This window comes from Ruegeria sp. BC6 (assembly GCF_056539185.1).
On the sequence record NZ_JBQFUM010000004.1, the window covers coordinates 115,361 to 138,439 of the forward strand.

General features: G+C 58.7%; 16 protein-coding genes. 10 read left to right on the top strand and 6 right to left on the bottom strand.

Annotated features, from left to right (window positions below; all coding sequences use genetic code 11):
* Nucleotides 1-61: 61 nt before the first annotated feature.
* From ACR0MM_RS13220 to ACR0MM_RS13250, 7 genes are all read left to right on the top strand, one after another.
* The gene (locus ACR0MM_RS13220) at nucleotides 62-1,570 is read left to right on the top strand and encodes an ArnT family glycosyltransferase (RefSeq protein WP_480696632.1); all 1,509 of its coding nucleotides are present in this window, start codon (nucleotides 62-64) and stop codon (nucleotides 1,568-1,570) included.
* A gap of 106 nt (nucleotides 1,571-1,676) precedes the next feature.
* Entirely contained in the window at nucleotides 1,677-2,117 is a 441-nt protein-coding gene (locus ACR0MM_RS13225) for a GtrA family protein (RefSeq protein ID WP_480696633.1), read from the top strand.
* 309 nt (nucleotides 2,118-2,426) lie between these two features.
* Nucleotides 2,427-4,268, top strand: a complete 1,842-nt coding sequence (locus ACR0MM_RS13230) for a GumC family protein (protein WP_170341739.1) — start codon at nucleotides 2,427-2,429, stop codon at nucleotides 4,266-4,268.
* Nucleotides 4,269-4,399: 131 nt separating this feature from the next.
* Nucleotides 4,400-5,842, top strand: coding sequence for a hypothetical protein (locus ACR0MM_RS13235; RefSeq protein WP_480696636.1), 1,443 nt, complete (start codon nucleotides 4,400-4,402; stop codon nucleotides 5,840-5,842).
* A gap of 75 nt (nucleotides 5,843-5,917) precedes the next feature.
* Nucleotides 5,918-6,856: a UbiA family prenyltransferase gene (locus tag ACR0MM_RS13240; RefSeq protein WP_480696638.1), complete on the top strand. Its 939-nt coding sequence runs from the start codon at nucleotides 5,918-5,920 to the stop codon at nucleotides 6,854-6,856.
* A gap of 252 nt (nucleotides 6,857-7,108) precedes the next feature.
* Complete coding sequence (locus ACR0MM_RS13245; protein WP_480696640.1) at nucleotides 7,109-7,828, top strand: class I SAM-dependent methyltransferase; 720 nt, start codon at nucleotides 7,109-7,111, stop codon at nucleotides 7,826-7,828.
* A 42-nt stretch (nucleotides 7,829-7,870) separates the two neighbouring features.
* On the top strand, nucleotides 7,871-9,313 hold the full coding sequence (locus ACR0MM_RS13250; protein WP_480696642.1) for a hypothetical protein: 1,443 nt from the start codon (nucleotides 7,871-7,873) through the stop codon (nucleotides 9,311-9,313).
* A gap of 9 nt (nucleotides 9,314-9,322) precedes the next feature.
* Here ACR0MM_RS13250 and ACR0MM_RS13255 read toward each other — a convergent pair whose 3' ends face one another.
* The 5 genes from ACR0MM_RS13255 to ACR0MM_RS13275 all read right to left on the bottom strand — a co-directional run bounded on the left by ACR0MM_RS13255 (nucleotide 9,323) and on the right by ACR0MM_RS13275 (nucleotide 15,920).
* On the bottom strand, nucleotides 9,323-10,492 hold the full coding sequence (locus ACR0MM_RS13255) for an O-antigen ligase family protein (protein WP_170367456.1): 1,170 nt from the start codon (nucleotides 10,490-10,492) through the stop codon (nucleotides 9,323-9,325).
* Nucleotides 10,493-10,683: 191 nt separating this feature from the next.
* Complete coding sequence (locus tag ACR0MM_RS13260) at nucleotides 10,684-11,571, bottom strand: NAD-dependent epimerase/dehydratase family protein (protein ID WP_480696644.1); 888 nt, start codon at nucleotides 11,569-11,571, stop codon at nucleotides 10,684-10,686.
* Nucleotides 11,568-12,602 carry an ATP-grasp domain-containing protein gene (locus tag ACR0MM_RS13265; protein ID WP_480696646.1) on the bottom strand — a complete coding sequence of 345 codons (1,035 nt, stop codon included), beginning with the start codon at nucleotides 12,600-12,602 and terminating at the stop codon, nucleotides 11,568-11,570. The genes ACR0MM_RS13260 and ACR0MM_RS13265 overlap by 4 nt, the downstream gene beginning before the upstream one ends.
* Nucleotide 12,603: 1 nt before the next feature.
* Nucleotides 12,604-13,389: a metallophosphoesterase family protein gene (locus ACR0MM_RS13270; protein ID WP_480696648.1), complete on the bottom strand. Its 786-nt coding sequence runs from the start codon at nucleotides 13,387-13,389 to the stop codon at nucleotides 12,604-12,606.
* Nucleotides 13,390-13,706: 317 nt separating this feature from the next.
* Nucleotides 13,707-15,920: an NADP-dependent isocitrate dehydrogenase gene (locus ACR0MM_RS13275; RefSeq protein ID WP_170367452.1), complete on the bottom strand. Its 2,214-nt coding sequence runs from the start codon at nucleotides 15,918-15,920 to the stop codon at nucleotides 13,707-13,709.
* Nucleotides 15,921-16,217: 297 nt separating this feature from the next.
* Here ACR0MM_RS13275 and ACR0MM_RS13280 point away from each other — a divergent pair, with 297 nt between their 5' ends.
* Nucleotides 16,218-18,524, top strand: a complete 2,307-nt coding sequence (locus ACR0MM_RS13280) for a Tex family protein (RefSeq protein ID WP_480696650.1) — start codon at nucleotides 16,218-16,220, stop codon at nucleotides 18,522-18,524.
* Between the two features lie 21 nt (nucleotides 18,525-18,545).
* Here the strand turns inward: ACR0MM_RS13280 and ACR0MM_RS13285 are convergent, their stop codons facing one another.
* Nucleotides 18,546-19,820 (bottom strand): replication initiation protein, encoded by a 1,275-nt coding sequence (locus ACR0MM_RS13285; RefSeq protein WP_093963740.1) that lies wholly within the window; start codon nucleotides 19,818-19,820, stop codon nucleotides 18,546-18,548.
* A 582-nt stretch (nucleotides 19,821-20,402) separates the two neighbouring features.
* Here ACR0MM_RS13285 and ACR0MM_RS13290 point away from each other — a divergent pair.
* Nucleotides 20,403-21,788 carry an AAA family ATPase gene (locus ACR0MM_RS13290; protein ID WP_170341760.1) on the top strand — a complete coding sequence of 462 codons (1,386 nt, stop codon included), beginning with the start codon at nucleotides 20,403-20,405 and terminating at the stop codon, nucleotides 21,786-21,788.
* Nucleotides 21,781-22,848 (top strand): ParB/RepB/Spo0J family partition protein, encoded by a 1,068-nt coding sequence (locus ACR0MM_RS13295; RefSeq protein WP_480696652.1) that lies wholly within the window; start codon nucleotides 21,781-21,783, stop codon nucleotides 22,846-22,848. The genes ACR0MM_RS13290 and ACR0MM_RS13295 overlap by 8 nt, the downstream gene beginning before the upstream one ends.
* The last annotated feature ends 231 nt before the right edge of the window (nucleotides 22,849-23,079 follow it).

Genomic DNA, 23,079 nt, shown 5'->3' on the forward strand with positions numbered 1-23,079 from the left:
ACTTGCGACATTCGGCAATGTTTCACGCTGTTGGTTGTAAAAGTGTTTTTGGGTTGAATTCATGCGGCAGTCCACCGAACTGAAGGTATTTTTCTTTTTCCTCGTTGCCTGTGCAGCCGGGCTTTTTGCCGCCGGCACCTGGCACGGAATCGGAATGCGTCCGGATTCTATGGCCTATCTGGGGCTGTCCCCTGACCGGTTTCAACAGGCGCCAACCTATACCGCGCTGATTGATCTGCTGGCCGGAATGGGTGTCCAGCCTGTGCTTGCGGCCACCGTACTGAATATCCTCAGCCTGGTCCTGAACATCGCTTTGATGTTCTTGATCCTGAACGACTGCAAGGTTCGGCCGCGGATGATCTTTCTGGCAGCACTGATCATGATCCTGAGCCCCCAGTTCATGTATGCGCATGTCACGATCCTGTCGGAACCACTCACGACAAACTGCTTGCTGGGCACCTATTTCTTCATGTCCCGTTACCTGCGCGGCGACAACGTGTCCGCCTTTGTATTGGCAAGCTGCCTGGCCGCCCTGTGCGTGCTGACCCGGTTCGCATTGGTCCCACTGATCGCGGCCTGCTCGCTGACAATCCTTGTTTACGGGCACGGTGATCTGCGCCGTCGACTGGTTTCGGCGATTGTGTTTGGCCTGATCGCATCAGCAATCATCATCGGGTGGTACCTGTACAATCAAACCTCCGGCGGGACCGGCATCGGGCGTCAAGCAGCGTTCCTTGGGGATCCCGACACCGAGACCTTCCGTGCGGCACTGACCACCCTGTCAGCCTACGTGCTGCCAAGCTCTCTGCCGCCGATTGTCACGTTGACCGCTTTGGTCGTGGTTTTGGGATTCGTCATTGCTCTGATCGGCACAGCTTTGAAGGTTCAGACCAACCCTGATGACCTTCCCGGTCTGCCAGTTGCGCGTACGATCTCATTCTTTTTGCTAGTCTACGTTCCTTTCCTTGTTCTGGCCCTGTTTATCGAGGCCAATCTGACCATCCATGCCAGGTACCTGTTGCCAGTGTTCATTTCGACTCTGGTTCTGGGGTTTGCTCTCGTTGGCGGTCAGCCCGGAACGGATGTGATGAACCGGCTGCGTCCCGTAGCTCTCATACTTGCGCTGGCGTTGACCGGAACCTATGCCGTACGTACAGCAGCGATGACCCGCACCCACATGACGGAGGGGAATTTCTATGCCTCACCGGTCTGGAAGAACTCTCCGACTTTGGCGCATCTGGACAATCTGCGGGACGGTGTCGTGGTCTATTCCAACGGCTATGATGTCATTCGGCTGGTCAAGGGCGTGAATGCGCTCAAGTCCCCTGAGTTGTTCGAGCGCAGAACCGGCAGGCCGGACCCTGGTACATCGCCAGATAAAGAAATTCAGGAGGTCCGCAAACGCGTGGCCGACCAAAACGCGGTTGTCGCCATCCTGAACGAGGTCGACTGGCGGTTCTATCTGGTCGATGAGGAACGGCTGATCCGCGAAGCTGATCTGACGCTGCTCTATGAGGAGGCCGACGGGCGGATCTATGGATCTCCCGCCAGTTTCAAACCGATCGAATGAAGGATCGAATGTCATGAAGCTTGTTCCAACACTCGGGGCCGAACAATGATAGGATCGATGATATTCAATCGGGTGGCTCTGCATTCACGCCCTGAAGGATTGATTGATGAAGTTTGAAGACCTCAAACACGTCTCGGTTCTGGTCGGTCGCTATTTCGTGACCGGGTGCACGGCCGTCATCATCCATTTCTCGGCGATGGCGTTCTCGGTCGAGGTCTTGGGCATCTACGAAACGATCGCTTCGGCAATCGGGTTCCTGATGGGGGCCACATTCAATTACTGCATCCAAAGACTATGGGTGTTTCGGTCAAGCGTTCCACATCGCAGCGCCCTACAGAGGTTCATTCTGGTCACGGCGACGACCTCGGCGATAAACGTGGCGCTGTTCTCTCTTCTCTTTGCGTTGTTGCCTTTCCACTACTTGATCATTCAGGCGTTCGTGACCGGGTGCATATTCATCCTGAATTTTACCCTGAACTGGAAAATCACCTTTCGCGAGCCTGCTGCTGAACCACCGGAAGCCCGGGCGCAGGACGCCGGAAGGTAGGTATGCCGGACCAAACCCACTGTATCGACTTTGGAAACAACGCCGGCAACCAAGCGCTTTGTTCACAAATTTAAAACTTCAAGAAGGCAGCTCTTCGCCCGACGCCAGAACGGCCAAAAACTCTCTGCTCTCGGATTTGCATCGCTTTTTTTGCCCGCCAAACGCACAGGGACGGCCTTTTGGCCTGATATGGCTAGATAAATCTATCGAGCCGATCAAAGTACAGGTAAAACAATATGATAAAAAACAGTTCGATTCTGACGCCGATTTTAAGCCGTATTCACGGTCCGAAAAAAATGGAGAACACTCGTGCAATCCGGTGACGACGTAATTGCCAACCAGCATGAAACCAACGATTTCATCAACATCTGGTTGCTGCTGCGCCGGAACCTGCTGGTCATCTTTCTGTTGGTCGTTGGTGCGGTCTCGGCAACAGCCTTCTACATGTCGACTATCCCCGACCAGTATCGGTCGGACGCGCAGATGGTTCTGGCTCTCACGGAAACACGATTCAGCGAGTCGACCGGACAGCTGGAAACCTATGAACTGAACCGGTCGAGCGTGGAAACCGAGTTAGCCCGACTGCGGTCTCGCGACTTTGCCGAGCAGGTGGCAGACCGCCTGGGTCTGTTCGACGACCCCAGCTTTGTGCGCCGTGCCCCCGGCGCGGACAGCGAGGCGGATGAAGAGATTCACCGCGCTGCAGTCACCGACAAGGTTCTGGCCTCTTATTCCGTCTCCCGCGCGGGAGAAAGCCTCGCCATCAGCATTGAAGGCCGATCCACATCGCCGGTGCTGGCTGCAGCCCTGCCCAATACCGTCATTGCCGTCTATATCGCGAACGAACGCGATGCACGCGTCAATCGCTTGATGACATCGATCGACAATCTCAAACGCCGGGTCGGTATCCTTGGCGAAGAATTGACCCAGGCGGAATCGAATTTGGCCGAGTTCATCCGCGAGGACAATCTGGATGACGAACAGGTCGTGACCCGGCTGCGCGCCGAGGTTGAGCGGCGCAAGGCCCAGCTGCGCATCGGCATCGAACGCAACCTGCCGGAAGACGAAATTCTGGCCCTCCAGGAACAGCTGGTCACATCCGAGCAGGAGCTGGAGGCCCGCACCCGTCTGGAGCTGTCGTTGCTGCGCCGGGAACGCGAGGTCGAACTACTGCGAACCCGCTATCAAACCACGATCGACAACCTGACCTTGCTGGAAACTCGCATCGGCCAGCTTGAGGACGGCACGATTCAGGTTTCCAAAGCACGCATCCCGGTTGAACCCTATGCCCCCAGCAGGTCGTTGATCACGGTGCTGGCCGGCCTGTTCGCCATGATCGTTGGCTTCATCATCGCGCTGGTGCGCGAGGGCCTGGACAGAACGGTGCGCAGCGAAAACCAGATCTTCCGAATGACCGGCCTCAGCAACCTGGGATATATCGCCCGGCAGCGACGCAGCAAAATGTTCGCCGGTGAGAACAAGGCGATCGAAAACCTGTTGCAGAGCCAGAAATCGCCGCTGGCCGAAGCCGCCCGGGGCATCTTGACCAATTGTATCAAGTTCCAGCATTCCAAGGTGATCCTGATCACCTCTGGCCTGCCGAACGAGGGCAAATCCTTCGTCAGCAGCGTTCTGGCGACCTCGGCGGCGGTCGACGGACTGAATGCTCTGCTGATTGATCTGGACACGCACCGTCGCGGCGCGACGAAGACGTTCATTCCGGACATGGATGAGGTGCAACTTTCGGAAATCTATTCTGACAGTGTCACCCTGCAGCATGCTCTGACCACCGAAACCAAAGGGTCACTGGATCTGATCACCGCAGCCTCGCCTACGCACGAGCTGTCTGATGCCGCGTCAAACAAGCTCAAGCAACTCAAAGAAACGCTGCTGGATCAATACGATATCATTATCGTGGACACACCCCCGGCACTGGTGATGGATGAAGTGTACCGCAACGACATCCTCGCCGACGCCGTTCTGCTGGTCGCGCGCTGGGGAAAAACGCCACAGCATGCGTTGCAAGCCGCGGCAAAACGGCTTCAGTCATCCGGCTTCAATGTGCTGGGTACGATTCTGAATGACGTCGACCCCAAGAAGTACCGCTGGACCACATACGAAGGGTATTACGGCACTTACGACGACTACTAGAAAACCTGGCGACCGCGCCGTTCCGGCCACCGGGGATGTCTGGTGGCCGAGTCTGTGCTACCATGCGGGCACCGAATGCTGCGCGCGGGTACTGGCCGACGTGCGGCGCGGTCGGAAATACCGGACTTTGCTTGGAGTGGGTTTTGGGGAAAGCTTCTTCAAGGGCAGATGAAAACGGGGGACTCATAATCATCGCGCTGGCACTGGTCCAGGCGGTGATTCAGACGGCTTTTCCCTTGGTTGACGTAAACTTCTCCAGCGACTCTGCAGACTACGTTCAAGCCGCCGCCTATCGCGGCTTTGCATATCCTTTTTTTCTGGACCTTTTCGACGGGTTCGCAGACCCGCTGCGCGCCGCTGTTGTGGGCCAGATATGGGTATTCTCGGCCGCAGCATGTCTGTTGTCGGTCACGCTGGCCCGGGCCACTGGCCACTCCGGTGCCGGTCTGGTCCTGCTTGGGCTTCTGATCATCAACCCGATGACGATCTACTTCAACTACAGCATCCTGTCCGAGTCTCTGTTCCAGAGCGCGACATGCGTCTATCTTGCCTGTCTGGTGCAAGCGATCCACGGCCCCAAGCCCTGGCACTTTGCAGCCCTGGGCATGACGGTCGGCGTCATGATCGCGATCCGCCCAGTTGGTTTTGCTCTTCTGCCCATCCTTATCGTGGTGGTGCTTTGCGCGAGCTATTTCAATGGCAGGCGCCCGTGGGCTGGGCTGGCTCTGGCAGTTCTGGGCGTCACCTTCGTGCTGCTTGCAGACCGCGCCGCTTACGATCTTCGCCACGATGAACCTCGCGAAAGCGTGCTGGGGAACGTCTTATTCGCAAAAAGCGCCATGTTCGCAGCAGGCCCAAGCCCCTATGCCCCCGATGACCCACGAACCGAAGTCTGGATTATTCTTGAAGAAGAGGGCCCGGCAGAAGCACGCGAGGCGATTTCCCGGGCGCCATTTGGACCGGTCTCCTTTTTTCTGATGCACAGCTACGAAGCCAGTTTGATGTTTCTGTACGAGAAGGACCGGTTGCAGTCCACTGCCAACCGAATTGGCATTCCAAAAACTGAACTCATGGCCGAAATCGGTTCAAGACGAATTCTGGCGAATCCAACGGGGTTTCTGCGGTTGCCGCTACAACACTATGCCGCCCTCTGGCAGCCCTTCTACCATGCCGTAACCGCGAACGACATCACCGCCTACATCGCGCAGAATGGGCCGTTCCCGATGGACAATGCGCTCGGCTACATCACCCGCGATGTATTTGATCCGCCGCATGCACGTCTTATCCATTCCGCGCTTGCGATAGGTTGGCTGGCTTCGATCTTGATCCTGGCGGCCTCAATCCTTTGGCTGCGCCGAAACTGGCCCGGACGTCAGATGCTGACCCTGGCTGGGTTGGGGGTGCTGAGCCTGCATGCGTTATTGTTTCTGTCTGCAACACTATCCATTGCGTCGGTAAGGTATCTTGCAGCACTTTGGCCTATCGTCGCGGTGGTCATATGTGCTAGTTTCCTTGTGGTTTTGAAGCTTTATGATCGCCGGAAGAAGCACGCAAGGCGCAGTCTGGAAATCTGACATGCCGCCCGTATTGTTCTGTTTCCCGCCTTTTCGGGTCCGGCAAATGTTGTTGTGTCGGTGAAAGTGGTTGCAATGGTAAAAGCCGGATTCAAAGACTATCTGTCCATTGCGCGCATCGACCATTGGTTCAAGAACATCTTCATTCTGCCGGGTGCCGTTCTTGCGGTCATCATGGGTGCCGAGTTCACCGGTCGGTCGGTAATCGACCTCGCCGTCGGAATCTTTTCGATCTGTCTGATCGCATCGGCCAACTATACCATCAACGAGTGGTTGGACCGTGAATTCGACCGACACCACCCGAAGAAGAAAGAGCGTGCCTCGGTCGTGACTGAGATCGACGGTCGGATCGTCTGGTTGCAATGGCTGGGTCTGGCCATCGTAGGTCTAGGACTCGCGCTGCTGATCAATACGCCGTTATTCCTGACGGCGCTGTCCCTGCTGATCATGGGGATCATCTACAACGTCAAACCAATCCGGTCCAAGGACCGCGCCTATTTGGACGTTCTGAGCGAGGCCATCAACAACCCCATCCGGTTCTTTGCGGGCTGGTTCATTATGGTTCCGCCGATCGTGGCACCATCCAGCGTGTTGATCTCGTACTGGTTCGGGGGCGCGTATCTGATGGCGATCAAGCGCTTTGCCGAATATCGTACCATTGACGACCCGGCGCTTGCCGCGCGGTACCGCGCATCTTTCAAAGACTATGACGAGTCGAAGCTATTGGTGTCGGCGCTGGTCTACGCAATCTTGTCCACCGCTTTCCTGGGCGTTTTCCTGACAAAGTACAAAGTCGAGCTTCTGCTGTCTCTGCCCTTCGTGGCGATGTTGTTCGGGCGCTATCTTGCCGTCGGGCTGGCCCGGGACTCGATCGCACAGGCCCCCGAAAATCTGTACAAACAACGCGGCCTTGTTTTTCAGGTTATTCTGCTGGTGGTGGTCATGTTCGTTCTGCTCGAGATCAAGCTTCCGTTCTTTGAACAGTTGCTTGAAATCCGGCCAGTCGGGTCATAGGTGCCGGGCAACGGACCGGCTTGCTGCCAGACTGGAGGTGATGCGCGCATGGTGAACCAGCCTTCAGATGATGTTGTATCCGCACCGATCCGGCGATGCTGGCTGTGCGGCACCGGCGGCCTCAGGAGGATAAAGGAAAGCACCCTGCGCGGGGATCCGACGTCGCGGAACTTTGAAATTTCGAATGCCGACTACGGTACAACCGCCGCGATCGACCAGTGCGTCCGCTGCGGTTTTTGCCAATGCACGGATATGATCGATGTCCTTAAATTCTACGAAGACCTCGAAGACCCGGCCTATGAGATGACGCGCCTGCAGAGGGCGCGGCAGAAACGGGTGCTGCTAAACAGGCTGCCAAGACCCACTGCCGGCGCGAACCGGCTGCTGGATGTGGGGGCCGGAACCGGTATTCTGGTCGAGGAGGCCATCGCCTGTGGTTACGACGCGATCGGGGTTGAGCCGTCGCGACGGTTTTGCGCCCGGGCAAAACATCATGGCCTGCCGGTGGTCCAAGGCGTTCTTCCACATCCCGATCTGACCGGCCCCTACGATGTAGTCACTCTGGTAGACGTGGTCGAACATGTTCCGGATCCGCTGGACCTGATCACTCAGGCTGCGCGGTTGCTGGCCGATGGCGGAGTACTGGTCGTCGTTACGCCCGACCGCTCGTCCCTGCTGGCGCGCGTCATGGGAGACCAATGGTGGCACTATCGTGTTGCGCATATCGGCTATTTCGACCCTGAAACACTGCGCTTTGCCTTGGCCAAAGCTGGCTTGCAGCAAACCGAATTTCATCGTCCAACTTGGTATTTTCCGTTAGGATATCTGGTTGAAAGAGTGCATCGTTATCTACCCAGATGGGCGCGCTTCAAGGTTCCGGCACGGCTGGCTGACCTAGTGATCCCAGTGCACCTGCGGGATTCAATGATGGTCTGCGCGACCAAAGCCCAAACCCGGGACACCGCGCCCTAGACCAAAGGCAGAAGAATTTTGACAACAGCCAAGGTTTTTAGAATGCCCATTGCAAAAAGGCCAAGACTGCTCGCCGTATTCCAAGTATCGCTTTTTGCGACTGTTCTGGCGATTGGCTGCAGCCCTGGCACACTGCTGGCCGAGAACGCGAACCGGTCCTTTTCGGCGCAACTGCCGGATGGCTCCCAAAGAGCATTTCCCAGCGCTGAAGGGCATGGCGCCGCGGCCAAAGGTGGGCGCGGCGGGCGCGCGATTTATGTCACCACTACCGAAGAATTCGGGCCCGGCTCCCTACGTGCATGCATTGATGCCAAAGGACCTCGAACCTGCATCTTTCGAGTCAGCGGAACGATTACACTGGAAAAGGCGTCTCTGATCGCAAACAGTCCTTTTCTGACCATCGCCGGAGAAACCGCTCCGGGCGGTGGGATTGCGATCCGAAACGGCCCACGTCAATTGCGCCCATCATTGGAAATCCGGACGCATGATGTCATCGTGCGCCATGTTCGGTTCCGGCCCGGGCCGCACGACGTAGAGTCCTGCTGTTCAGGGGCCATTGGCGTCTACACCAAAGCCGCGCGTGACGTGATCTTCGACCACATTTCCGCCAGTTGGGGCAGCGACGAGACGATTGACTCAGAAAACGCCGAACGGCTGACCTTTCAGTGGAGCATCATCAGCGAGCCCCTCTTGCATGGCGGACCAGGCAAAAGCAACCGGGCCCGCAACATGCTGCTGACAAAGGGCGGAGACTTCAGCATCCATCACAACCTGTTCTCTCACGGGATGTTCAGAAACCCGCAAATCGCACCCCAGACTCCCGGGACCACGACCGAAATCGTAAACAACCTGATGTACTCACCGATCTGGCAATATGTCGTTTCGCTGGACAATCGCTGGACCGAGCTGGACGCCAATATCATTGGCAACCTGAAGCTGTCCGGTGAAAGCATCGATTCCAATCTACTGGTGCACCTGTTCGACGGCTTCAAGAACGGCTACCGGCTGTACCTTCGGGACAATCTTGATGAAGACAACCGCAACAGTCTGGACCTTCCCGAGGAACTGGTTCTTGCCCCCGAACATCGTGTCTATGTGGTTGATGAGCCGGTCACCCCGCCTTTGGTCCAGGCCGATCCGGTTTCGACAGTGTTCGAAACGGTCCTGCAAAACGCTGGAGCGACACGCCCGTCTCGCGACGCGGTGGATCAGAGGGTTGTTCAGGAGGTCCGTGACCGTTCCGGCAAAATCCTAAAGAAGAACCCTGAAAAGGTCGGCGGTTGGCCCGAGCTTGAAAGCGCCCTGCCCTATGCAGACAGCGATGTCGACGGGATGTCGGACGAATGGGAAATGCAATGGGGCCTGAATCCCACGGACCCGATGGACGCAACCGCAGATTCGGACGAAGATGGCTGGACCAACCTTGAGGAGTTCCTGCACGAATTGGCTGGCGACGGGACCGGGATGGGGCAAGGCAACCCGTGACGTGTATCGCTAGCGGCGCCGGTACCGATCGGACGCAGCCAACAGCCCCAATGCCACGATCCACGGGATCAGCATACCGCGCTGGTAAACATGGGTGTAGTTCATGGACAGCGCCGCAAAGGTCAGCGTGACAGTCACCACGGTCGCGCGCCCGTACACCCTGTTCGGCACGTTGTGCCGGGCCATGACAGCGTAGACGATGGCGGACCCCAAAACGAAGCACAATCCCAGCAAGGCCAGAATGCCCCCTTCGTTGGCCAGCAACAGGTACAGGTTGTGAACGGGAATGCCTTGACTGCTCAGTTCGCGATACTGTCCCGCGCCCATACCGACCAAGAAGTAATCCGGCAGAAACCGCCAGGCTTCGATCATGAGATCGGCGCGGTCCTCGAATGTACCCGCGTGACTCAGGTCCCCCTCGAGCAGAGGTGACAATACCCGGTTGCGGAACGTCGGCGGAAAGATGAACTCGGCCCATTGGATACTGATCCAAGCCATCGTCGTCACAGCTGTTCCCCAGATCATCAGCACGCGCTGATTTCCGACCAGCAGCAGGAACAGAGCACCGCAGATGACCGCACCGGCAAGGCTGGAATTCGAACTTGCGTAGATCAAAGTGATGGCGAGCAGCCCGAAGAGGGCCAAGAATGGCAGTTTTCTTAGCGCACCCGTCAGCCCAAGATACCACAATACCGGGAACCAAAGCACGATCAGTCCAGCCAACCCGTTTGGATTATCCACCAACCCCGCCACGCGGTAGTTGCCGCTGACCAGCATGAAATACCGGGATTCGCCACCGGAATAGCCCACGCCATAGGCGATCATCCCGACAAGACAGTTCAAGGCAATCGAGATCACGCCGACCTTTGCAAGAGTAACAGCCTCTTCATATGGGCGGCCCAGGATCGCCAGAGGCAGAAGAACAAACGAAAAGAAATACTGCACGATGACCACGAAGGCCGACACCGGATCGCCGTGCGCGATAGAGCCGATCGACAGTCCCGCCACCATCATCAGCATGCCGATAAACCAGACCGAAGACGCGGATTGCAACGGAAACAGCGGCAGGCTGCGGTTGCACCGCAGGATCACGGCAACCGTCAAAAACATGTCGCTGGCCGTGAACAGAACCGCCGGATGGCGAAAGGCAGTGAACGTGCTGAACAGCAACGCAGTCATCAGACACGCGAATTCGATCTGCTCCAAAATCGGCTTAGGCCGACTGATACTGTTGACTGGCACCATATTCTACAATCCAAACGGCGGTGGGTTACCTGGCCCGCAGACTGGTACCCGGAATACAAGGGTAACACCCAAGATACCTTCAAAAAACATGTTTCCGGCTCCCATCGCCCGGCTGCCGGACCGGGTCATGCCGCTCCCGGCAGCAATTGGCCCCTCAACGTCATTTCCAGACCCGTTGCAATGTCCACAGCCGGCGCATAGCCGAATGCTGCCCGGGCTGCGTCCGAGGACAGATCGAAGCGGGTGAATGGCGGACTGTCTCCGGGTCGGGTTTCGATCACACCCCGGCCACCTGCGACGGACATGATCTCCTGCGCCAAATCCGCCAAGGAAACCGGATCTCCGCCGGAGACATTGAATACACCGTAAGCTCTGGCCTGGGCCGATTGCAAAATCGCCCGGCTCAGGTCATGCGCATGCACGAAATCAATGCTGTTTCTTGGACCTGTTACTGTGATGTTTCGCCCCGCGGCCGCATCATTCAGCATCCGCACAAGAAACTTGTCATCAGGCAGCCCATGACCATAGAGCGCCGACGGTCTGAGCACGGTCACCCGCGCTCCAGAAGTCTGGGCAAGCTCAGCGAGCCCCGCTTCGGCCAGACGCTTGGTTGTAGCGTAATCACCCCCAAGTAGCCCCGGGGCGGTTTCCGCGCTTTCGTCGATTCTGCGGGCATGAGGATCGCGATAAACCGACCCGCTGGACACAAAGATGAAGTGCACATCACGATCTGCCGCCCAACGCGCCGCATTCAACGTGGCTCGGACATTGCTGTCAAACAGCACCCGCCAAGCCGAGCCGTCATCCGCAGGCCCGGCAAGGTCAATCCGGGCCGCGCAGTGCACGAATATATTCGCACCTTGCGCCAGTTGATCCAGCCTGTCATGGGCGATCGCGTCCTGCAGATCCCAGTCCGACCGGTCGATCCGCGCAACAGGAATGTCACGTCGGCTTAGCCAGGCCACAAGATGGCGACCCAGCAAGCCGGTCGCCCCTGTCAGGGCAACTTTCATGACGTCCCGCCATAGAGGCTGAACTGGGCCGGGATCTGAGGTTCCGACTGTCCGGCCTGATCCAATGTATCTGTCATTGAACGCGGAACGACCAGCTCACTCCAATACCGCAGAACCATGCTGTCCCAAGCGATTTTTGGCTCATAGGCAAGGCCGCGATCGGTCTTGAGGTAACATTCGACCGGGTTGAATCCCAGTTGAGCACAGAACGGTGTAGTACCAGAGAACCGGGCATTGATTTCGAACACCTTGGGTACTCCGTCGTCGCCAAGGCGCAGCTGAAAATTGCAGGCCCCTTCGACGTCCAGCTTTCGCGCGATAGCTGTGACATAGTCTTCGATCACCGGATTCCGCTCGGGAATGGCCCGATATGTATCGCCCGACCGAAGCACTCGACGCAGTGCCAGAACCGGCGACAGACTCCCCTTCGCCCCGACGATCGTGCACGTGAACTCGCGCGCGTCATCGCCGATCAGCTCCTGTACGATGGTTGCCGCCGGATCACCGGGGTAGTTGGCCAGCTCGTCCCGAGAATTCACCCGTTCGACCCCGATGGACCGAAACCCGACCGCCGGTTTGGCAATGACCGGGTAGATAAGATCATCCATTTCCAAGGCCTCGGCCATGGGCCACGTGCGCGGATAGGGCAGCCCGTTATTCGCCAAAAAAGCCGAGGTCAGTCCCTTGTCATCGGCAATACGCACCGTCTCTGGACTGTTGACCACGACCTTTGTCCCGAACTGTTCCGCGATGCGATCCCGGTTTTCGGCACAAAGTGCCAGTTCGATATCCGTACCGGGGAAATAGTAATCCACGGACTCTGCCTGAAATATCCGCGCCAGTGAGTCGAGGTATCCCGGCGAGCGGCACCCTTCGACCAGAAAGGCTTTGTCGCAGGCATAAAGGCCGGCGGATAGGGCAGACATGTCGGCTCCAAGAATACGCAGCGGCAGATCAGAAATCAGCCTGAGCGACTTGATGATGCCCTGGCCCACTCCGCCACCCGCACCTGTAACCAAAACCGTGATCAATTCATTTCTCCATGAATGAAATAAGCCGTTCCTTTGTCCCCTGACTGAGGTCAGTGGCCTGAATATCCGCGCGGATCTGTTCCAGATCAAAGCTGATCGACGGGATGTCGATTCTAACCCGGTCGCCATCCAGCTCGAGGGTCAGATAAGACAGGCCCGTGCCCCGCCCCTGCCCGACCGCTCCGGGATTCAGCAGTAGCACAGACCCTTTCGGAATCCTTATCCACTTGCGTTGATCCGCAGGTGTCGGTCTTCCGGCTTCGTCGATCATGACGGCAAAGGCCCGGTGCGAATGCCCAAAGACCCCGACCGTCTTTCCCATGTGTCGCAAGGCCACTGCCGCTGGTGCCCATTGTTCCGGTTTCGAGACATAGGACCAGTCCCCATAATCGTAAGGGTTGGCATGTGAGAACAGGATCGGCCCCATGCTATGGCGGTCGGCCCATGGGTATCGGTCAGCCAACGGTGGGTCGCCCCGGACCTCACCATGCGTCCATTCGACGGACTCCAACACAAATCCTGCAATGTTGTCGTAGAAGGACGGGTTACCTTTATCCAGATCGAAATAGAACTGGTCGTGGTTGCCGCGGATGAACACGCAGTTTTGGCGAGCCATCAGTTGGTCGGTCAGTTCCAACACCTGCCGAGGGCGCACACCATATGTCAGCAGATCGCCCAACATGACGACGACATCCGGCACAAAAGCTTCGGCCTTTTGGATCGCGGTCGCATACGCCGTGGCGTTTCCATGTATGTCGGACAGTACCGCGATCTTCAGCGTACTCATGACCACTCTCCGCCGACCGTGTCCGGCAATCTAAATCCAGCGCCAGCCCTGGTTCCAATTTCTGGGAACACAGGAGCTCTGAAACACCCTTTAACAAATCAACTGCACTGTCCGGCCGAACCGTTCGACGGTGCAAACTTTCTGGGATGATACCGGCTGAGAACCGTGCCGCAACTCCCTTTGTCCAACCCAGGTCGTGCTGGAACTGTTCAGGTCCGGCCAATCAAGCAAAAGCAAACAATAGCTCGGAAAAAAAATAACTGTCGCCTGATCCGACGAAACAAAAAGGCCGGGCTCATTCGCCCGGCCTTCTGAATTCAGCCAATGATCGCGTTCAGTGTCGCGCTGGGGCGCATCACCGCCGCAGTTTTGGTGCGATCGCCGTGGTAGTAGCCGCCCAGATCTGCAGGTTTGCCTTGAGCGGCCAGCAGTTCGGAGAGGATCGGCTCTTCCTTCTCCGCCAGTTCTTTGGCGATCGGAGCAAAATGCGCGGCCAGTTCAGCATCATCCGACTGCGCGGCCAGTGCCTCGGCCCAGTATCGGGCGAACCAATAGTGGCTGTCGCGGTTGTCCGGCTCGCCAACCTTGCGGCTGGGCGAGCGGTCGTGGTCCAGGATGCCCTGCGTTGCGGCCTCGGCCGCAGCGCCCAGAACGGCGGCCTTGGCGTTTCCGCGGCTGTCGGCCAGGAAATTCAGCGATTCACCCAACGCGCAGAATTCGCCCATCGAGTCCCAACGCAGGTGGTTTTCCTCGACCAGCTGCTGAACGTGCTTGGGCGCCGAGCCACCTGCACCGGTTTCGAACAGGCCGCCGCCATTCATCAGCTTGACGATCGACAGCATCTTGGCCGAGGTGCCCAGTTCGAGGATCGGGAACAGGTCGGTCAGATAGTCGCGCAGCACGTTGCCGGTGATGGCGATGCTGTCCTTGCCGGCGGTGATGGTTCCCAGCGACTTGCGGGTCGCCTCACGCGGCGCCAGGATCAGGAACTTGTCGGCTACGCCCGCAGCCTCGAGCGCCGGCTTGACGTATTTGATCAGCTCGGCGTCATGGGCGCGGTTCGCATCCAGCCAGAAGATCGCCTCGGAGCCGGTCAGACGCTGACGGTCCATCGCCAGTTGGATCCAGTTCTCAATCGGGGCTTTCTTGGCGGTGCAAGCGCGCCAGATGTCACCCTTTTCGACCTCATGCGAATGCAGGGTTTCGCCATTGGCCAGAACGATGCGGATCGTGCCGTCGGCGGGCGCCTCAAATGTGGTCGGGTGGCTGCCATATTCCTCGGCCTTCTGGGCCATCAGGCCCACATTGGCCACCGAACCGGCGGTCGCCGGGTTCAGCGCGCCGTTGGCTTTGAAGAAATTGATGGTCTCGTCATAGACCGGCGCATAGCAGCGGTCGGGGATCACGCAGTTGGTGTCGCCCTTCTTGCCGCTCTCGTCCCAGCCCTTGCCACCCGCGCGGATCACGGCCGGCATCGAGGCGTCGATGATCACGTCCGACGGCACGTGCAGGTTGGTGATGCCCTTGTCGCTGTCGACCATGTACATCGAGGGACGCTCGGCCTTGACCGCTTCGATCGCGGCCATGATCTCGGCATCGTCCTTGACGCGGTTCAGCAGATCGCCCAAGCCGGAGTTCGGGTTGACGCCCAGCTGTGCCATGCGGTCGCCGAATTTTTCGAACACCGGCGCCAGCCACGACTTGACGGCATAGCCGAAAATGATCGGGTCACTGACCTTCATCATCGTCGCCTTCATGTGCAGCGAGAACATCGTGCCGTCTTTCTTGGTGTCCTCAATCGCGGCATCCAGGAACTCCGACAGCGCCTTGACTGACATGAAAGTGGCGTCCGCAACGGTGCCCTCTTCCAGCGTCCAGCCGTCTTTCAGGACGGTAACACCACCGTCCTTGCTCACGAATTCGATCCGCGCGTCACCGGCCTGGTCTGCAGTGATGGTGGCCGATTTCTCGTTGGCATAGAAATCATTGCCCGGCATCGACGACACCTTGGTCTTGCTGTCGGCCGTCCATTCGCCCATCGAATGCGGATGCTGCTGCGCATAGCGTTTGACCGCCTTGGCCGCGCGGCGGTCGCTGTTGCCCTCGCGCAGAACCGGGTTCACGGCCGAGCCCTTGATCGCGTCATAGCGGGCGCGGATCTCTTTCTCGGCGTCGGTCTTGGGATCCTCGGGGTAGTCCGGGATGTCATAGCCCTGCCCCTGCAGTTCCTTGATGGCAGCGACCAGCTGCGGCACCGAGGCCGAGATGTTGGGCAGCTTGATCACGTTGGCCTCGGGGGTTTTCACCAGCTCACCCAGGGCGGCCAGATCGTCGGGCTGACGCTGCTCTTCGGTCAGGTTTTCGGGGAAGGCCGCGATGATGCGCCCGGCCAGCGAAATATCCTTGGTTCCAACGCTGACGCCCGCGGCCGAGGCGAATTTGCGGATGATGGGCAGGAACGAGGCACTGGCCAGCTCCGGCGCTTCGTCTACGATGGTATACAATATGTCGAAGTTCGATTTTTCTGCCATGTTCCCTTACCTTTTTTAAGCCTTTCAGGGGCGTGCGATCCGAGAGTTGTGCCGCGTACGGCGCGGCGTGCGAGGAGCGTGAATGCTGTTCCGCTCCGGGGTGACTCTGATTTGACAGGGCTTCCCTTAAATCACCCGGGGCCCGGGATCAATCGCATCCGAACGCGCATTTTGACCCAGTTTGCGCAAAACCGCGCAAATGCCCGGATTTTCAGCCCGCCGACGACAAGCGACGCCTTTTCCTTGGCGCGGACGCTGGCTAAGACGGTCCTCCAACCAAAGATCAAGGAGGCCCCGTTGGATCGCATCACCCAGACCATCGCCACCGAAATCAATGCCCGGCCGCAACAGGTCGAAGCGGCGGTCAAGCTGCTGGACGAAGGCGCCACCGTGCCCTTCGTGGCGCGCTACCGCAAAGAGGTGACGGGCGGGTTGGACGACAGCCAGCTGCGAACCCTGTCCGACCGGCTGGCTTACCTGCGCGAGCTTGAGGCGCGGCGCGAGGCGATCCTGAACTCGATCAAGGATCAGGGCAAGCTGACGGACGATCTGGCCAAATCAATCGCCCGGGCCGAGACCAAGGCGCAGCTGGAGGACATCTACCTGCCCTACAAACCCAAGCGCCGCACCAAGGCGATGATCGCGCGGGAAAACGGGTTGGAGCCGCTGGCCGACGCGATCCTGGCCGACCGCAGCGCCGAGCCCGAGGCGCTGGCCCAGGCCTTTGTGACCGAGGCCGTGCCCACCACCAAAGACGCGCTGAACGGCGCGCGCGACATCATCACCGAGCGTCTGACCGAAAACGCCGCCCTTCTGGGCGAGCTGCGCAGCTTCATGCAGGCCGAGGCGCTGCTGACCTCGAAGGTGATCGAGGGCAAGGAACAGGAAGGCGCCAAGTTCAGCGACTATTTCGATCATGCCGAGCCCTGGGCCAAGGTGCCCTCGCACCGGGCGCTGGCGATGCTGCGCGCGTCGAAAGAGGTGATCGTGACGCTGGACATCGCGCCCGACCGCGAAACCGGCGCCGCCCGGGCCGAGGCGATAGTGGCCGCACGTCTGCACACGCGCGGTGACGGGCCGGGCGATGTCTGGCTGCGCAAGGTCGCAGGCTGGACCTGGCGGGTGAAGCTGTCGCTGTCGATGATGGTCGAGCTGATGGCCGATCTCCGCAGCCGCGCGCAGGAGGAGGCCATTCATGTTTTTGCACGCAATCTCAAAGACTTGCTTTTCTCGGCCCCCGCGGGCCCCCGCCCTACACTGGGGCTGGACCCGGGCATCCGCACCGGCGTCAAGGCCGCGGTGGTGGACGCCACGGGCAAGCTGGTGGCGACCGCCACGCTGTATCCGTTCCAACCCAAGAACGATCTGCGCGGCGCACAGGCCACCATTCTGAACCTCATCGCCACCCACAAAGTCGAACTGATCGCCGTCGGCAACGGCACCGCCAGCCGCGAGACCGAGCGGCTGGTGGCCGACACGCTGAAACTGCTGCCCAAGGGGGTGCAGGCGCCCACCAAGGTCGTGGTGTCCGAGGCCGGGGCCTCGGTTTATTCGGCCTCGGAACTGGCCGCGCGCGAGTTTCCCGATCTGGATGTCTCGCTACGTGGCGCGGTGTCGATCGCCCGCCGCCTGCAGGACCCGCTGGCCGAGCTGGTCAAGATCGAACCCAAGAACATCGGCGTCGGCCAATATCAGCATGACGTCGATCAACACCGGCTGAGCCAGTCTCTGGAAGCGGTGATCGAGGACGTGGTGAACGCCGTTGGCGTCGATCTGAATACCGCCTCGGCGCCGCTGCTGGCCCATGTCTCGGGCCTGGGCCCCGGTCTGGCCGAAGCCATCGTGGCGCACCGCGACCTGAACGGCGCGTTCCGGTCGCGACAGGATCTGCTGAAGGTCGCCCGCCTTGGCCCCCGCGCCTTCGAGCAATGCGCGGGCTTCCTCCGCATCCGCGACGGGGATGAGCCGCTGGACGCCTCGGCCGTCCACCCCGAAGCCTATGACGTGGCCCGCCGCATCGTGCAGGCCTGCGGTCGCGACATCCGTCAGATCATGGGAAATGACGGTGCGCTGCGTGGTCTGCGCGCCGAACAGTTCGTGGATGACCGGTTCGGTCTGCCGACGGTGCGCGACATCTTTGCCGAGTTGGAAAAACCCGGCCGCGACCCGCGCCCCAGCTTCGTGACCGCCAGCTTCAAGGAGGGCGTCGAAGAGATCACCGACCTCAAACCCGGCATGGTGCTGGAAGGCACCGTGACCAACGTCGCTGCCTTTGGCGCCTTTGTCGATATCGGCGTGCATCAGGACGGTCTGGTGCATGTTAGCCAGTTGGCCGATCGGTTCGTGAAAGACCCGCACGAGGTGGTCAAGGCCGGACAGGTCGTTCGAGTTCGTGTGGTTGAAGTCGACGTGCCGCGCAAGCGGATCGGGCTGAGCATGCGCAAGGATGGCGCTGCCTCCGACCGGCAAGATCGCGACGTCAAAGGCCAGAGCGCGCGCGGAAAGAATACAGGCATACCGAATTCACAACGCGCAAAATCACCCCATAATGCGCAGCACAGTGCGATTGGGGATGCGCTGCGAAATGCATTGAAAAATCAATAAGCCCCCTGCCCCGCCTGAACTTCAGGCGGGGGTTTCCGTCTGGAACGCGTCGGGCTCCAACTCCTCCCAAAAGGCAAAAATGGCATTGGCGTTCAAACCTGATCGCCATCCGTGTTGCCGGAAGTTCTCTCGGTCTAGCTCGTCCGACAGAGTCGACATGAACAAGCGTTTGTCGGCATCCCGTTGAGTGGGGTTTCGCCGCGAAACCAGGTCTTCGACTATGGCCAGCTTGCGGGCACGCTCGGCGCGCTCCGCCACGCGCGCGGCATAAGCTTGATCTTCGCGCGCTTTCTCTTCCTCCCGCTGCTTGGCTGCGGCCAGCGCCTCGGGACTAGGCGGCTTCACGGTCTCTGCCGCGGGAGCCTTGTAGTCATCGCGCAGGGCGGCCGAAAGATATCCCAGCGTTGATTTCACGTCCCCCTGCCCGGCTACATAGTCCAGCTTCTGCTGAACGTAATCCTCACCATGCTCAGAGATCCACTGCCGCGCCAGCCGATCGGACACCCCTTGTTTGCGCAAGGTTTTGTAGACCGCCAGGTTGCGCACCCCATCGCTGTCGTCGATCTCGAACATTGCCTTCTGCGGGTTCGCCTTGATCAGGAACCGAATGTCGGTGACGCTTCGGCCCTTCTTGCGGAACTCGGGCTCGATCAGAATATCCGAGCTTTTGTTCACCTCAGCCACTGCGGGTTTGATGATCTTGGCATTCAGGTGTTTGAAGCTTGTGTAATAGTCGCTGCCGTCCACACCCATCAACTTGCGGAACACCTCGAGCGCCCACCACCCGGTCGACCCGGTGCGCACGAATCGATAACAGTTTTCATACAAGGCCAAGCCGTGCCCCGAGCTGAAATTGCGCTGGATATGCACATTGATCAACGCATAGATCTTCGGATCGTACAGCTTCTGCGCCAAGGCCGGAGAATAGGCGTATTCGCATATCCCGCCCTTGAGCTTGGCGAAACTCAGCAAGGACGACACGCCCCACTCTTGCCGACCTTTTTCGTCGAGCATGTCCCATTCGGCCACTGTCTCGGCAAGCGCTCTCAGGCTGGCGCGCAATGTGTCGAAGTCGTTAGAGTTGTAGCCCACCATCATCGCCAGGGTGCGGGCATCGATCGTATGGGTCTGCGCCGTGGTCAGTGAGTCGTAGGCATTGAGAAGCAACACGTTGGACAGCTTGCGCTGCAACAGCGTCAGCTTACCGCTGATATGGATCGCGGCCACATTCTTTTTCACCGTTTCCCGACGCAAAGCGCCTGAAAGGTGATCCATGTCCAGTTGTGTATCCGGCATGATTCTGCCCGGCTGCTCGTTTCCAAAGTTTGTGACACAAAAGGTACCCGTGGATCAACCAAATTTGGGTCCCCATATGCAGGATGGAGTGAATCCCGTAGACAGGTACCTATCCGAATCGGCGACCCAGTTATCCACAGAAGCGGGCGCCAATTGGTTCAAACTTGGAGTCGTGACCCGCGTAGGCGGCGATCAACGCACTCGGATTAGACCCTAAATAGTCCACGATAGAGCCGAACCGCGAATCGGTGCCCTTCTCCCCGGATTCGGGACCCTTTGATCCTGTATACAGGTCCCTTTTAACCCGAAGCCAGGAACCATTGGTCCTGTATCCGGGTGCCGATGCGACCACAAATATATGATTTATTTATGTTTTCTGTCGTCAAAGAATCTAAAACCCTTAAAGAAAATAAACTCTTTGGTGTGCCCTTTTCTGAGAATAAATGCCGGTTTCGTCGCGAAACCGAACTCTTCGGCATTCTTCTGTGGAAAACTGCTCTTTCGAGGATAGCGCAGAAGGAAAATGTTCGGTACATTTCCTGATATACGCCGGAAAGGCGAACATTATTCGAGGCATCGACAGTGACAAAATCTAAACAACCTGCTCTACCGCCGTACTTCAACCTGGATCCGGCCAAGGCTGCATCAAAGTTACCCGATCCTATCGGGACATCTCGATTCGCAAAAGCTGCAACCTTCTGCGCCAAAGGGCGCGAAGATCTAGCCCGCCGCGGGTATGCGCCCGATGGCGAAAAGCGCCTCCGCCGGTTTTCGATTTGGGAGATTACCAAATACCTGATCCCGGTGGCTCCGGCCCACCTGCGCCGCGTCCTCAAGGCAAATCCTGACCTCCCGCAAGGCGAAGGCGAAGCAGGATCGAAATGGTTCACCCTCGAAGAAGTTCTGACCTTGAGGCGCCATTTCGCGGCCGAAGGTGTAAGCACCAAGGAATACCTGCCCTACCGGCCGGAAAATCTGCCGGCAAAAGTTGTTGCCGTTGCCAATTTCAAAGGTGGCGTGGGCAAGACGTCCACCGCTGCTCATCTGGCAATGTCGGCCGCGTTGGACGGTTATAAAGTGCTGGTGATTGATCTTGATAGCCAGGGATCCATGACGTCGATCCTGGGTGGTCGCGTCGCGGATGAATGGCAGACAGTCTTCCCCTTGATCGCAAAAGACTATGCGCGCGCGGTTCAGGAAGAGAACAGGGTCCGCGCCGCTGCCGGTCAACCCGAAATCCCATTGGATGAAACTCTGCAAGAGGCACTGAGAACCCAACCTCAAGATGTTATCCAGAAGACCCATTGGCCCAACATTGATCTCATTGGTGCTCAACTGAACCTCTATTGGGCTGAATTTCAGATCCCGGTCTGGCGGATGGGCCTTCGCAGTTGGCCGCTGTGGGACGGGCTCACCAACTTTTTGCAGGACGAGGCCGTATTGAATGATTACGACATCGTGTTCCTCGATACTCCTCCTGCACTTGGGTACCTAACGATCAATGCGCTGGCCGCAGCGGATATTTTGCTGGTGCCGCTCGGAGCTTCATTCCTGGAATTTGATTCCACCGGGCGCTTCTTCGACATGCTCTACACCACGTTCGCCAGTATCGAGGATGGCGAGAACGCGGCACAAAGGGCAGCTGGCTTGCCCGAACTCAAGTTCGAATGGGATGTCGTGCGCGCGATCATCACCCGGTTCGACGCCAGTCAGCAGACGGACATGGCCAACGTGATACAGGCGTATTTCGGTGATTTCATGAACGCCTATCGGCAGGATTACACCGCTTTGGTAGGGCAGGCCGGAGAACAGGTGAACGGAATCTACGAAGCGGACTACCGTGACTTTAACCGCGACACCTATGTCCGGGGGCGAGAGACCTTCGATCGAACTTACGCGGAATTCAAAGAAGTGCTGATCGGGTGTTGGTGGCGCGACGCCCAGATGGGAGGACAGGCAGATGGCTAAACGCAGAAGACTGACGGCGCCGGATGCGGCGGAGCTTGAACAACTCGAGGCTGGTTTCGCCGCGAAACCCTCGATCAGTCCGTTCGAGGCCAACCCGTCAACTCCGCCAATCGCGCAGGTCGCGGCCGAGGCCGCGACGCTGAATGGCATGGCAGCAGTGACCGACCGTGCAACCCTTGCAAAAGACCAAGGCGACGCTGCGCGTTGGCGGGATGCCCAGGACGCCGGTCTGGTCGCAGAGATGGTGCCCATAGATCAGATCGATGCCGATTTCTTGCGGCGCGACCGCATGGTCGATGACGAAGAGGCAATGTCCGAACTGCTGGAATCTCTGCGCTCCAACGGGCTGCGGACGCCGATCGAGGTGACCAAAACCGAGGATGGCTATGGCCTGATATCGGGCTATCGCCGGTTGGACGCCTTCCGCCGTTTGGCCGGCGGTGGCCCGAAATTCGCCCAAATTCCCGCGTTCGTGCGCCAGGCTGGCGCAGGGCAGGGGGCGTATGTTTCGATGGTCGAGGAGAACGAACTTCGATCAAACCTCAGCCCGTATGAACGTGGGCGCATCGCTGTCCTCGCTGTGGGGCAGGGTGTGTTCCCGTCGACCGAAGCCGCCGTGGATGTTCTGTTCGCCGCAGCCTCCAAGGCCAAAAGGTCCAAGGTCCGCAGCTTTGCGGTGGTTCACGAGGCCTTGGGCGACTTACTGCAGTACCCGGTTGCGTTGTCGGAAAAGGCAGGTCTCAGGATTGCCGCGGCTATCCGGGATGGCGCGCAGGCCAAGCTGAGGGAGGCCTTGTCCCGGGGTGAGGCCACGGACCCGAAATCGGAACTGACCGTGATAGAGGCTGCGTTGAAAGACGCGCCTGCACCGACTCAGGAAAAGCCGCGTGGGGGCCGCCCGAAACAGATTCAACGGCTGCCTATTCAGACGCTGCCCAAAGGCGGAGAATTGCGAGCAGAGGTATCAGCGGGCGAATTGCGGATACATCTTCGCGGTCGGACTCTGAGCGTAGACGAAGCCGCGCGGTTGTTGGAACGGCTAGTTGAGCATTTGGGCTGACCATTTTTGACCATTGGTTTGGCCTGTGCTTCCACCGGCCAAACCTTCCTGTAAACAGGTACCTTTCCGCCACTTCCCCTGTAGTATGCAAAAAGGCATAATTATGATCATTATGACGGACGCTCGGTTTGTTTCCAATACGCCGGCGTTTGACCATTTTGACGCCGAACCGCCACCGCTATGAGTAGCGGAGAGACAGACTGAAACTTGGGTAGTGTGAACGTCGGCTGG